Consider the following 12,069-nt stretch of genomic DNA (forward strand, 5'->3'; position numbering starts at 1 on the left):
AGACTTCCAAAACAACCAGGAGGTTGGCTTAGAAGCAGCCATCCTTTAAAGATAGCGTAACAGCTCACTGGTCTAATCAAGAGGTCTTGCGGCGAAGATGTAACGGGGCTCAAGCCACGAGCCGAAGCTTTGGATGCACACTTGTTGTGCGTGGTAGCGGAGCGTTCTGTGATATAGAACGCTGCCTCTTTAGCCCAGCAATGGGTTACGGAGGCAATGTTCTGACTGTGAAGCCGGGCCGTGAGGCAACCGGTGGAGTGATCAGAAGTGAGAATGTTGACATGAGTAGCGACAAACAGGGTGAGAGACCCTGTCGCCGAAAGTCCAAGGGTTCCTGCTTAAAGCTAATCTGAGCAGGGTAAGCCGGCCCCTAAGGCGAGGCCGAAAGGCGTAGTCGATGGGAACCAGGTTAATATTCCTGGGCCAGGAGATGGTGACGGATCCCGAGGGTAGTTCGATCTTAACGGATTGATCGGGCTGCTTAGGGGTTCCTGGAAATAGCCCTCCATGAGACCGTACCCTAAACCGACACAGGTGGACTGGTAGAGAATACCAAGGCGCTTGAGAGAACCACATTTAAGGAACTCGGCAAAATACCTCCGTAAGTTCGCGAGAAGGAGGCCCGATTGGCAGGCAACTGTTGGTCGGGGGCACAAACCAGGGGGTGGCGACTGTTTACTAAAAACACAGGGCTCTGCGAAGCCGCAAGGCGACGTATAGGGTCTGACGCCTGCCCGGTGCCGGAAGGTTAAAAGGAGAGGTGCAAGCCTTGAATTGAAGCCCCGGTAAACGGCGGCCGTAACTATAACGGTCCTAAGGTAGCGAAATTCCTTGTCGGGTAAGTTCCGACCTGCACGAATGGCGTAACGACTTCCCCGCTGTCTCAAATGTGGACTCAGCGAAATTGAATTGTCTGTGAAGATGCAGACTTCCCGCGGTTAGACGGAAAGACCCCATGCACCTTTACTACAGCTTCGCACTGGCATCAGGATTGCGATGTGCAGGATAGGCGGTAGGCTTTGAAGCGGGGACGCCAGTTCCCGTGGAGCCATCCTTGAGATACCGCCCTTCGCACTCTTGATGTCTAACCGCGGTCCGTTATCCGGATCCGGGACCCTGCGTGGCGGGTAGTTTGACTGGGGCGGTCGCCTCCCAAACTGTAACGGAGGCGCGCGAAGGTTGGCTCAGAGCGGTCGGAAATCGCTCGTTGAGTGCAATGGCAGAAGCCAGCCTGACTGCAAGACTGACAAGTCGAGCAGAGTCGAAAGACGGCCATAGTGATCCGGTGGTCCCGAGTGGAAGGGCCATCGCTCAACGGATAAAAGGTACGCTGGGGATAACAGGCTGATGATGCCCAAGAGTCCATATCGACGGCATCGTTTGGCACCTCGATGTCGGCTCATCTCATCCTGGGGCTGGAGCAGGTCCCAAGGGTACGGCTGTTCGCCGTTTAAAGAGGTACGTGAGCTGGGTTTAGAACGTCGTGAGACAGTTCGGTCCCTATCTGCCGTGGGTGTTGGAGACTTGAGAGGAGTTGCCCCTAGTACGAGAGGACCGGGGTGAACGTTCCACTGGTGGACCAGTTGTCGTGCCAACGGCAGTGCTGGGTAGCTATGAACGGACAGGATAACCGCTGAAGGCATCTAAGCGGGAAGCCCCCCTCAAAACAAGGTCTCCCTTGAGAGCCGTGGAAGACCACCACGTCGATAGGCCGGAGATGTAAGTGCAGCAATGCATTCAGTTGACCGGTACTAATGGCTCGATAGGCTTGATTTGATCCGGAAGAAGACAGACTGTCTTCTCCAAAAAGCATCCTTGGACAACTTAATCCCCATGAAACGGGATCAACGCTGATCGTTTCTTTCCTGGTCTGGTGGCCCTAGCGCGAGCAAAACACCCGATCCCATCCCGAACTCGGCCGTTAAGTGCCGCTGCGCCGATGGTACTGCGTCTCAAGACGTGGGAGAGTAGGTCACCGCCAGACCTGGAAAGAAACGAGTATCTCTCTAAACGATCAAAAAATACGCGCAAATCTGAACAAATACGCGCGGAAATGGCGCGGGGTAGAGCAGCCCGGTAGCTCGTCAGGCTCATAACCTGAAGGTCGCAGGTTCAAATCCTGCCCCCGCAACCAAAATTTCTGACAAGATGTCAAACACTTAAGCCGCCTCCGGGCGGCTTTTGCGTGTCGCGCCGCGTCGCAAACCCGTCCCGATCACTCCCCAAAGATTCCAAAGGCTTACGACCGGCCCCGATTCCTCCGTGCGACACGGATGCGACCCGGGCAACGGCGATGTTCGCAAGGCGTTCACTGCCGACGGAGCTTGCTCTTTGGGGCCGGCTGGGCTCGGCTCCGCTTGCGGAGAAACGCGTTGCAGCCGACAACGCGTTTTGTCGCGGATCATACGGCCACTGCCGCGATATCATGATCAGAGCCCTTTCGAGGATTGGATGCGGACGACCGAGATGCGCTCGGTCGCTCCAGCAATCTGCCGGTTGAGGTCCGCGAGCGCCGAGGCCATCTCGCCGTCGCTCGCGTAGGTGATGCGCTTGCCTTCGTATTCGACGGTACGGACGCCCCGGTAGCGCGCCGCCATCAGGGCGTCCCGCCAGGCGCTGAGTTGGGCGAGGTCGGCCATGCTTACGCGCCCGCATTCATGAACCAGCCGCGGTGGTCGATGAAGCCCGCGCCGAAATCGAGGATCACCCGGATCTCGACGCCATCCACGTCCCAGCCGGACCGGCTCTCGACCTGCGGGCCCTCGGCGCCCGAGAGATAGGCGAATTCAAGCCCGTCGATCTCGCCGGGCTCGGCGGTGACATACCAGCGCGTAGGCGAGGTCAGACGCGGCTCGACCACCAGCGAGAGCGACCCGGAAAACGGGTTCACATCCGCAGCAGTCGCAGGCGCGATGGAGGCCAGCCACTTCTCGGCCGTGGTCTCCAGCGCGGGCGGGACCAGCAGGTGCTTCGGCGTCACCCGGATCGTGCGGTCCTCGATGCCCTTCTGGGTGCGCAGCGCCAGCCGAGCGGCCGACAGCGTCGCGTCGGAAATCGCAGCCCCGGTGCCGGCCTTGTTGCCGTGATCGGCATGGAACAGGGTCTTGCCGTCCGACATCGTAGGTCCATTGCCGTTTCCCGCCTCCAGCAGGGTGACGAGGATCCGGGCTTCGGTCTCGGCGGCGGCCTGGCCCATCCGGCGGGCGAGGTCCGCGAAGGCGCCAAGGTCGTCGTTGACCAGCACCTGCCGGGTGATGCCGATTTTGCGTGCCCAGGTCTCGACCTTGTATGCCTCCCGCGCCTCGGCCATCGTCCCGGCCTTGATCTCGCCATGCTCGTCGAGCTTCTCCAGCAGCGGCGCCTCGCCCAGCATGATCTTGTTCACCGAGCGGAAATCCCGCGCCGTTGTCTGGCGACCGAGGCGGCGGATGCCCGAGGGGGCAGCCTGATAGGCGTCGCGCAGGACGCGGCCCACCGTGTCCCCGAGGATGATGGGGAAGTCCGAAGTGGTGTGCAGCGCACGGGTGACGAGACTCGCTGGCGACAGCGCCATGGTGGACTCGCCCCGCAGGGTCAGCAGCTCCTTCGCCATGTCCACGGGCGTCGCATAGGCGTAACGCCGGGCGGGTTCGCTCAGTTCGTGACGCGGATTGATGCGGGCATAGAGCGCCTCGCCCATCTGGCGGGCGCGGATTGCAGGGTCATCCTGGCTCTCGCCTATCTCGACGCGGACCTGTTCGGTGCGGATCGCCGGCGCGGATCGCTTGGCCAGAGCCTCGAAAGCCGCGCGGCGGGCGGTGTCGGGATCGGCCCCGGCGTCGATCTGGCCGTCGATCCAGGACTGGTCCAGCCCTGCGATGCGGGCGATGGATCGGATCTCGGCATTCGCCTCGGCGCGGGTCTCGGTGGTGGGCGCCTTGTCGGCACCCTCGCGGGTGGTCGTGTCGGTCATCTCTGTCTCCATGCGAATATGGGCACCGGGGTCGGCGGGCGTCGGCACCAGGGAAATCTCGTGGGGCGTCCAGCGCACGGCGGTCAGCACGCGCGCGCCGTTCTCGGTGGTCTCGGACCATTCCTCGACCGTGTAGCCGACCGAGACATGCCGCAGGATGCCTGCCAGCACGTCTTGCCAGACCGGCTCCACCTCGGGTCGGGCCGAGAACTGTATGAGCGCCGTGCCGCGTTTGCCATCGACGGTGGCGCTGCGGACCGTGCCAAGCACATCGCGCACCGCGGTCTGGCGGTGTGCGTCAAGGACGCTGGCCCCCTCAAGGCGCGACAGGTCCACGGCCTCAGGTGCGAGACTCAGCCGTTCGATGTATGGCCCCGCCATGTCGCGGCGGCGCACGGGCGCGCCGGTGGACCAGACGACTTCAACGTTGCGTTCTTCAACGTTGACCGTCTGTGGTCGGAGCGACGCCCGGCGGGTGTGCAGTTCCACGGTGTCAGCCATTTCCGGCCTCCTTCCGTTGCGACGCCACGGACTGGTCGAAACTCAGCCCCAGCTCCTCCGCACGCTCGAGGTCGGCGGCGATCTCGGCATCGACCTGTTCGGCGTCGTAGCCGCGTTCGGAAATCGCCTGGGACCGGCTCTTGAGCCCGGCATTGATCGCCAGGATCTCGGCCTGCACGTCCTTCATCGGATCGACGTAATCGAACTTCGGCGGCAGCCATTCGCAGCCCAGATAGGCGTCCGGGTTGCGGTCGAAGTCCCGCGCGGGAAGTTCGCCGGTCAGCGCCGCGAGCCGCACGAACCGTTCCCAGACCGGGCGGCAGAAAAGGTGAACCACTACGTTGTGCTGGAGCTGCTCGACACGGCGGCGGAACTCGATCAGCCCCGCCCGGATCGAGGAATAGGTGACGCCCTCCAGGTCGCCCGAGACCAGTTCATAGGGCAAGCCCAGCCCCGTCGCGACGGCGCGCAGGTGGTTCTTCACGAAGGGCGCGTAGGCGTCGTGCTCGGTCGGGTTCGAGAAGCGGATGTCGGCGCCGGGCGGCAGCGGGATCAGGCTGCCAGGCTCCATGCCCACGGTCAGCGCGCCGCCGGTGTTGGTGCCCGAGAGCCCGCCCGCCGTGCCGTCGGGATCGGTGATGAAGCCGGTGAACAGAGCCGCGACCTTCGCCTTCACGAGGGCGGCGTCCTCGAACTGGTCAAGCTCGTGCAGCCGCAGCAGCACCGGCGCGAGCCAGGTGATGCCGCGCAGCTGGCCCGCGGCGAGCGGCTTGAACAGGTGCAGGCAATCGGCGGCGGGGACGCGGAGCGGGTCCATGCGGAGAGTTCCCAGCGGATCGCCCGGGCGGGAGGACAGCACCCTATAGGCGACCCTCCGGCCGGCGGCATCGAACTCGATGCCCGCGCGAATCCGCGCCCCGCCGCCGATCTCGCGGTGCAGGTCCATTGGAACCTGCTCGCGATCCAGAAGCTCGAGGTGGAGGGGGATGCTGGCGGTGTCGCTGGCCACGCGCAGCCGGGCGAAGCTCTCGCCGCTCTCGACCATCGCGCGCACGGCCATGGCCTGTAGCCCGTAGAAATCCGCCAGCCCATCCGGGGCGGCGTGATCCGTCCAGCGCAGCCAGAGCGCCTGCAGCCGCTCCCGCACCGCGCGGTTGGGATGGGTGGATTGCGGTTTGATTCCGGCGCCGACGACATTGCCGACTAGACTGTCGATCGCCGCCGCGACCCATGGGTTGTTCCGCGCATACCACCCGGCCCGCCGCGCCGCCGTGGTCGCGCCCGCCAAGATTGCGGCGTTTAGCCCATCGACCGTCTTGGCGCTCTCCCAACGCCGGCCGCCGCTCGCAGCGTCAAAGCTACGAGCCCGCGCGAGGCGGAGAAGGCGATGGAGGAACGTGCGCATGGGCAAAAGAATCGCCCGAAACGGACCCTCAAGCTATTGGGAATGTTTGGGAAACCCAAGAGGCAGCCTCCCGCCCCCACGTGTACTCCCTTCCGGATTGTGCTTGAAGATTGCCGCCAGTAGAATGAGCGCTATGGCGAGACGCACGGCATACACCAAAGTCAAAAAGTTCGACCAAGTGCGGGCAGCCCATGTCAAAGACATGGGGGACGTCGTTTTCAAGGTATTTCAATGTTTCAACCCGGAGTGCCAAGAGATCATAGCAGTCCGAGAAGACACGCTGGGTGAAGATTTTGAGATTAAGTGCCCTGCGTGCGGGTATGTGCACCGGACGGGCGACGCCCAAAAGTTCTATGATTACGAGCTGTTGCATACGACCACGAACAAAAAAATTGAAGATGGGTCGTTCGAAATCCTGATTGACGACTATGTTGCTGAGGCGATGCAGTACAAATACTGCATCATCTGTAATGCGCTAAAGCCGTTAGAGGCATTCCATAAACATGCCTCACGGAGGTCAGGTAGGCAAGGCGAGTGCCGTCTCTGCAAAACAGTCTACAATGGGATCAAGAATCAAACACGGATAACCGATCAGCACCGAGAAGCTGCGCAAAAGAGGCGTCTATATCTTGACATCGCTGGACCAGGAAAGATTGATAGTGGGCAGGTCCGCAAAAGGTTCGACAACAAGTGCTTTAAGTGTGGATGCGATCTGAGCGACCCGAAGGAGGGCCATTTGGATCACACGCTTCCGGTTTCACTCCTGTGGCCGTTAACCACAGACAATGCTACGTTGCTATGTGGGCGCCACAACGGAGAAAAATCTGGTCGCTGGCCCAGCGAGTACTATTCCGACGCAGAGTTGAAGCGCTTGGCGATAAGTACGGGTGTACCTTATGAGACACTTCTGGGGCCTGCACATATCAATCCAGATGCTCTCAATGCACTGGAAAACAAGGTGTTCGTCGATCAGTTGCTGGCAAAGTACGCCGCCTACATCGATGAGATCATCAAGGTAAGAAACCGAATCCTCAAAATGACAGGATTCGATTTTTTCTCTGTATCGACTTCAATTTCTCAGAGCATCGTTGAGCAAGCAGACAAGCAACTCGGCAGCGCTGCCAGCTAGCTCTGAAGTACGAGATACTGGTGCGCTGTAACGGATCCCTTGTCTCGGAGGCCGTGCTTTTCACAATGCTCGACGCTTTCCGAAAATACGTCGAACGTTCTGAAGAACGGCTGTGCAATCTTCTCAATTTCTTCGGCCATGTCGCACTTTTTACTCTCTCCGAGATGAAACACCAAGAAGCCTCCAGGCTTCAGTCGTTCACGGGATTGTCGAATGATCGGCTCATAGACATCAAACCCGGTCTTCTGGCGTTCATCGATGTACTTCTGTGGTTGGATTCTGAAATCTTCAGCCTCCCATCCAGAAAACCACAGGCGCATCCAGTTTCCGAGATAGAAGCGCGTGCTGTCAAAAAACGGTGGGGAAGTGATTACTGCATCGATGTTGTTGATTTCACCGGGCCAAGGATCCGTCGCATCCATCTGCCAAACGTGACCCTCGCGAAACCTATCTCCAATATCCACGTCAAGGCTGCGTTCGATCTTGGCCCGAAGCCGTTCCATCAGGCTCCGATACTCGAACGGCCCTGTTGGAGCATATGGCGTCAATGGATGGGATCGCCGGCTAAGGGCATAAGGCCTGTTTCCGTGTAAGATATGCTGTAAAGCGGCATGGACGAATGATACAGCAGGGGATGAGCAATCGTTTAATGCCATGAACTTCCTGGCGCCGAGAATTTCATTGAGAGTTCTTGGGTGGAAATATTCGTCAAGCGTTTTGTTGAATCTGATCTGCAGTGCGCGCTCCATTTCGAAATCGCTAGCCCGGTAGTCGCTCAAAAAGGCTTCGAGCTTCTCGAGGACATCCTCAATGTCAGATCGGCTCTGACGGGAAAGTTTGGCGTGGGAGATTCGAAAAGCTGACGGGCTGATCTCAAGCGCGAAAGAGGCTGCGCCGCGCAGAGAAGCCTCAAACGCTATAGTGCCCACGCCAGAAAATGGATCCAGCATGGAACCGTCATCGCCGACGAAGATATCCACAAGGCTGGATGCAATCGCGGGCTTCAGCTTTCCTTGGTACGAGCAAAGTGAGTGGAGTTTGTTTCCCCAATTTCGAGCGGCCATTCCGGGTTTCCGATGTGGCAAGTTCGTTCTGAACGATTGCCACCTCGAGCGCGTGGATATGCGCTCCACACGACCTTTGGACGGCTTCTCAAGGACAATTAGGGATTGCCGAAGTTTTCGTCCATTTCGGGACATGCGTTCGCGAAGCGTCACATCGTCTTTCAACTTGAAGCCAAGGCGTTCGCCAATCTCAACGATCAGTTGATCAGTTGGCACATGGACGCCGCCATAGACGCTGTCTCCAATATCAATGCAGACACGGCCATGCTCCGTCAGCGCGGCGAAGGCGGGACGGAGCGCCTCATGCATGTCGTTAAAGTAGGTGCGCACCATTGCTGGTATGCGTTGATCGTAAGCGCATTCAGCAATTTCTCTAACGATCTCGTCGAGCTTCCTAGACTCAAACCTGCCATCGCGCCGATTAGACTTGCCTTTTGTCACATCGTTGATGCCTGCCGTAACCGCCTGCTCTCGAAATGCGCTCAGATCCGCTTTCGAATTGAGATACCCGAGAAACCACAGTTCGACTTTAGTGTTGCGGAAGTAGTTTGTTCCATTGAGATATGGTGGAGAGGTGATAATGGCATCTATGTTGTCGTCATATCGATTTTCGAGCGCGCTCATTCCCACCTGATGGATTGAGCCATCCGAGGGCGTCAATTCTTGGAGATCGTTTGCGATCAGTTCGAGAGAGGCGCTGAAAGCTTCAATGAAGTTCTCAGTTCCGCGTCGTTCCTCAGCCTCACGTTTGAAACGGAGGTCGCCTCTACGAATGAGGCGCGAAGCCGGAATAAGGCTGCGGATCGCCGCTACCTCAGCGAGTTGGCGAACACCGGAAATGCCAATTCGATCTAAGATGCTGCGAACGCGAAGAATGGCTTCGTACTGCTCTGGCGAAAAAAACTCGCTCTTTCCGAAGGTCGCGCGATAGCTTACATCCAGCTTTTCATGCCTCGGATGGTTCGCCGCTTTGTCCTTGGCAACCTTTACGAGCGTCAAAAGCTTCTCCGCGTATTCACTACGCTTCTCTTGACTGAGGGTTCGCGCTAGCGACTTTGCCTTGATCACATGGATACACAGTGGGTTCACATCCGAGAAAAGTCCTGTTTTCCCGAGGCCCATGATGGTCATTGGTGTCGTTCCAGATCCAGCAAATGGATCTAGGACACGCTCTGCGCCATCGCAGTATCGGCTATACACTTCCCATACGAAGTCTGGGGAGTAGCCTTCAAGATAAGGAAACCAGTTGTGCAGCGGATCGTGGCGGCCGCCTGCGAACGTTACCTGCAGTGGATCTTTGAATGCCCCTTCGTCGGTCAAGAGACCAGAAGCTACATGCTCGCTGAGTCGAATCTTGCAGAAATGGTTGATGTTTGTGCGCGCATCCCGTGCGGCGCGTTCGAGTTCACCGAAACTGTCGACACCGATGAGTTTTCGCAGCCTTGCACTGCTTAGATGCTCTACGCTCTTGAAAAGGTCGCCGTCGTCGGGTCCAAAGGCGACGGTAAGCCCGCGGCGGCCCCGGTGATTTCCCGCCAAGTCGGAAAAGTAGATCGTCTTGTGATGTTGCACTGCTTGCCCCACGTTTCCGAGTTGTTCATTTTGATTGTAGGTACCATTGGGTGTGCGGAGCGTCCACTGAGAAATCGCTTTGCAGGCTATTCCATCCAAGGCGATCGGATCACCCCCGCTGCCACAGTGCCGGGCCGAACCGGCGCCGACGCTACCCCCTCCACCTCCTCGTTCAGCCTGAGCCCCATGCTGATGAGGCCGTGCAGAGCGGCGGTGGCATAAACGAATGTGTCCAACGCCTCGTTGCGCTCGCCGTCGCGCTTCGGCTGCCAGGAGCGGATCGGGCGGCCACGCTCGAAGCGGGTGACGACGCGTTCGGCGGTCAGCTGGCGGAAATACTCTGCATCGAGGCGGCGGGGAAAGTGGATCGCCCCAGGGCCGGGTTCGGTGAGGCGCAGGCGGGCATAGACGGCGTCCTTCACGGCATCGACGCCGACGATGAACAGCGGGATCTTGCCCTTGTTCGAGCGGGTGGGGCGACGCGGCCACACCGGAATGCCGGGCCCGCCGCGGCCCTTGATCGCCCAGATGCGGCGGGCGAGGCGGGTGCGGCAGAACTCGTAGGCCATCTTGGTGTGGTGGCCGCCGGTGTCGATTGCGGCGGCGCGCACGGGCAGCTCCGCCCCCGACGGATGCGGGAACGTCGCGTGCAGCACCATGTCGAGATCGGACCATAGACGCGGCCCGGAGGGGTCGCCCCAGAGCACGCGGTAGTCGATGACCCATACCTCCTCGTCGCGGCCCCATCCGAGGATCTGCACCTCAATCCGGTCGCCCTGCACGTCGACGCCTGCGGTCAGCACGGCGACGCCAGCGGGCAGCGCCTCGCCCCAGTCCTCGCGGCGCGCCATGAGCGGGTCGGCCGGCACGGTGTCGCCCGCCTGGTCCTCCCAGGACTCGCCCAGCTTGGTATTGACCCAGACCTGGAGCCGGGCGGGATCCTTGCGGACGCGGCCGTGCTCGGCTGCGATCTCGGCCCATGTCTCCCACGGGGAGTAGAGCGCGGAGAGGTGGAAGCCCGCGGTGCGGCCGTCGCCCTCGGCCGTCGGGCGCCACTCGCCCGCGGCCAGCAGGCGGGGCTTGTCGTGCTCGTGGTGGATACCACCGCAGGCCTCGCAGACGAGATACGCCTCGTCGCGCCGCCCCTCGGGCCAGCGGATGCGCGCCCAGGTGATCGGGGCCATGTCGCCGCAATGCAGGCAGGGGACGTGGTAGTAGCGCCGGTCGCTCTGCTCGAAGGCCGCCTCGATGCGGGAATGACCCTTCAGAGTGGGCGTGGACACCATGTAGATCTTGCGCCGGCCCCGGAAGGTCGCGGTGCGCTGGATCGCCAGATCGACGGGATCGCCCTCGCCATCGGCATCGCCGGGATAGCCGTCCACCTCGTCGAGGAACAGGTAGCGCACCGGCGTGGAGCGAAGGCCCACCGCGCTGTTCGCGCCGGTCATCACCAACTGGCCGCCCGGAAAGGATTTGCGGAACAGGCTGTTGCCGGCGTCGCGGGATCGGGGCGCGGCGACCAGTTCGCGCAGGGCGGGCGTGGCCTCGATCAGCGGGTCGATACGGACGGTTGTGTTCCGGCGCACCATGTCCAGCGAAGGCATGACCAGCATGGCGATGCCGGGCGCGTTCTGGATGATGTAGCCCAGCCAGTTCAGCCCGGCTTCCGAGCCGCCGGTTTGCGCGCCCTTCATCAGCACGACACGCTCATAGGGGCTGGACGTGGACAGCGCATCCATCACTTCGCGTAGATAGGGCGTGCGGTCTGTGCGCCAGCGGCCGGGCTCGGCCGAGGTGGGCGGCAGGATGCGATGCCGGTCAGCCCATTCCGAGACCGGGATCGGCGGTTCGGGGCGGATGCCGCGCCGCCAGGCGAGATCGATATCAGGAACCATCACCGAAGCTCCCCAAGGGCATGTCGGCCAGATGTTCGAGATGCTCGCGCATCATCCGGTCGAGGGCGGTGAAGGTGGCGCGGGGGTCGGCGCCGAGCTCGGCGGCCAGAAGCGGCGCCGTGCGCTGGACCCAGGCGAGATGCGCGTCGCGTTCGGCACGGGCGCGCGCGAAGACCGTGCGCCGCGCCTCCTCGGCGTCGATCAGCTTGCCCTGCTCACGCTCATAGGCCAGCCGGGCGCGCTGGACCTTGACGATCTCGTGCAGCCGCTTCGCCTCGGCCAGCGTGGCGGTGCGGGTGGTCGCGGTGGGTGCGCCGCCCTTGTTGCGCCGGGCGGGGTCGAGATTGGTCTCGATCCAGGCCAGCCCCTCAGCGACGTCTATGCGCCCGTCTGCGCGGACCGGCAGCCCCTTGGCCACCAGTTGCGAGATGCGCCCCTTGGTCAGCCCGACGCGGGCGGCGAAGGCGGTCTTGGTCTCGGCATCGTTGAGTTTAGGCATATTCGGCCCTCACGCTGGCGGACCAATGCGCTGCGGGTCCCCACATACGAAT

The 12,069-nt window shown here is 61.2% G+C and carries 7 protein-coding genes, 1 tRNA gene and 2 rRNA genes (1 of these 10 only partly in view); 4 read left to right on the forward strand and 6 right to left on the reverse strand.

The window, feature by feature from the left end; genetic code table 11:
* The 3 genes from JHW44_RS01375 to JHW44_RS01385 form a co-directional block, all read left to right on the forward strand.
* Positions 1 to 1,776, forward strand: a 23S ribosomal RNA gene (locus JHW44_RS01375); it begins 1,057 nt to the left of the window's first position.
* 93 nt (positions 1,777 to 1,869) lie between these two features.
* Positions 1,870 to 1,984, forward strand: a 5S ribosomal RNA gene (gene rrf / locus JHW44_RS01380).
* Between the two features lie 73 nt (positions 1,985 to 2,057).
* Positions 2,058 to 2,134 (forward strand) — tRNA-Met (locus tag JHW44_RS01385).
* 295 nt (positions 2,135 to 2,429) lie between these two features.
* Here the strand turns inward: JHW44_RS01385 and JHW44_RS01390 are convergent.
* The 3 genes from JHW44_RS01390 to JHW44_RS01400 are packed head-to-tail and all read right to left on the reverse strand — an operon-like array spanning position 2,430 to position 5,858.
* Entirely contained in the window at positions 2,430 to 2,639 is a 210-nt protein-coding gene (locus JHW44_RS01390; protein ID WP_089343907.1) for a phage head-tail joining protein, read from the reverse strand.
* Positions 2,640 to 2,641: 2 nt separating this feature from the next.
* The gene (locus tag JHW44_RS01395) at positions 2,642 to 4,453 is read right to left on the reverse strand and encodes a prohead protease/major capsid protein fusion protein (protein WP_089343906.1); all 1,812 of its coding nucleotides are present in this window, start codon (positions 4,451 to 4,453) and stop codon (positions 2,642 to 2,644) included.
* On the reverse strand, positions 4,446 to 5,858 hold the full coding sequence (locus JHW44_RS01400; protein WP_089343905.1) for a phage portal protein: 1,413 nt from the start codon (positions 5,856 to 5,858) through the stop codon (positions 4,446 to 4,448). Before JHW44_RS01400 ends, JHW44_RS01395 begins: the two co-directional genes overlap by 8 nt.
* Before the next feature lie 133 nt (positions 5,859 to 5,991).
* Here JHW44_RS01400 and JHW44_RS01405 point away from each other — a divergent pair, with 133 nt between their 5' ends.
* Positions 5,992 to 6,987, forward strand: coding sequence for an HNH endonuclease (locus JHW44_RS01405; protein ID WP_089343904.1), 996 nt, complete (start codon positions 5,992 to 5,994; stop codon positions 6,985 to 6,987).
* On the opposite strand, the gene JHW44_RS01410 is transcribed toward JHW44_RS01405, so the two are convergent.
* From JHW44_RS01410 to JHW44_RS01420, 3 genes are read right to left on the reverse strand one after another with little or no spacing between them, the layout of a single operon-like run.
* Positions 6,984 to 9,722 carry a DNA methyltransferase gene (locus tag JHW44_RS01410; protein ID WP_143811444.1) on the reverse strand — a complete coding sequence of 913 codons (2,739 nt, stop codon included), beginning with the start codon at positions 9,720 to 9,722 and terminating at the stop codon, positions 6,984 to 6,986. The two genes, JHW44_RS01405 and JHW44_RS01410, sit on opposite strands and share 4 nt — an antisense overlap.
* Positions 9,710 to 11,518 carry a phage terminase large subunit family protein gene (locus JHW44_RS01415; protein WP_245846985.1) on the reverse strand — a complete coding sequence of 603 codons (1,809 nt, stop codon included), beginning with the start codon at positions 11,516 to 11,518 and terminating at the stop codon, positions 9,710 to 9,712. Before JHW44_RS01415 ends, JHW44_RS01410 begins: the two co-directional genes overlap by 13 nt.
* On the reverse strand, positions 11,508 to 12,017 hold the full coding sequence (locus JHW44_RS01420) for a hypothetical protein (protein ID WP_089343902.1): 510 nt from the start codon (positions 12,015 to 12,017) through the stop codon (positions 11,508 to 11,510). The genes JHW44_RS01415 and JHW44_RS01420 overlap by 11 nt, the downstream gene beginning before the upstream one ends.
* Positions 12,018 to 12,069 lie beyond the last annotated feature (52 nt).

It is taken from the genome of Paracoccus seriniphilus, from assembly GCF_028553745.1.
Taxonomy (GTDB): Bacteria; Pseudomonadota; Alphaproteobacteria; order Rhodobacterales; family Rhodobacteraceae; genus Paracoccus; species Paracoccus seriniphilus.

Bases quoted from the DNA above. Each gene is read 5' to 3' on its own strand.
- JHW44_RS01395 (WP_089343906.1), bottom strand. From the start codon at position 4,453: ATGGCTGACACCGTGGAACTGCACACCCGCCGGGCGTCGCTCCGACCA.
- JHW44_RS01420 (WP_089343902.1), bottom strand. From the start codon at position 12,017: ATGCCTAAACTCAACGATGCCGAGACCAAGACCGCCTTCGCCGCCCGC.
- JHW44_RS01390 (WP_089343907.1), bottom strand. From the start codon at position 2,639: ATGGCCGACCTCGCCCAACTCAGCGCCTGGCGGGACGCCCTGATGGCG.
- JHW44_RS01405 (WP_089343904.1), top strand. From the start codon at position 5,992: ATGGCGAGACGCACGGCATACACCAAAGTCAAAAAGTTCGACCAAGTG.
- JHW44_RS01400 (WP_089343905.1), bottom strand. From the start codon at position 5,858: ATGCGCACGTTCCTCCATCGCCTTCTCCGCCTCGCGCGGGCTCGTAGC.
- JHW44_RS01415 (WP_245846985.1), bottom strand. From the start codon at position 11,518: ATGGTTCCTGATATCGATCTCGCCTGGCGGCGCGGCATCCGCCCCGAA.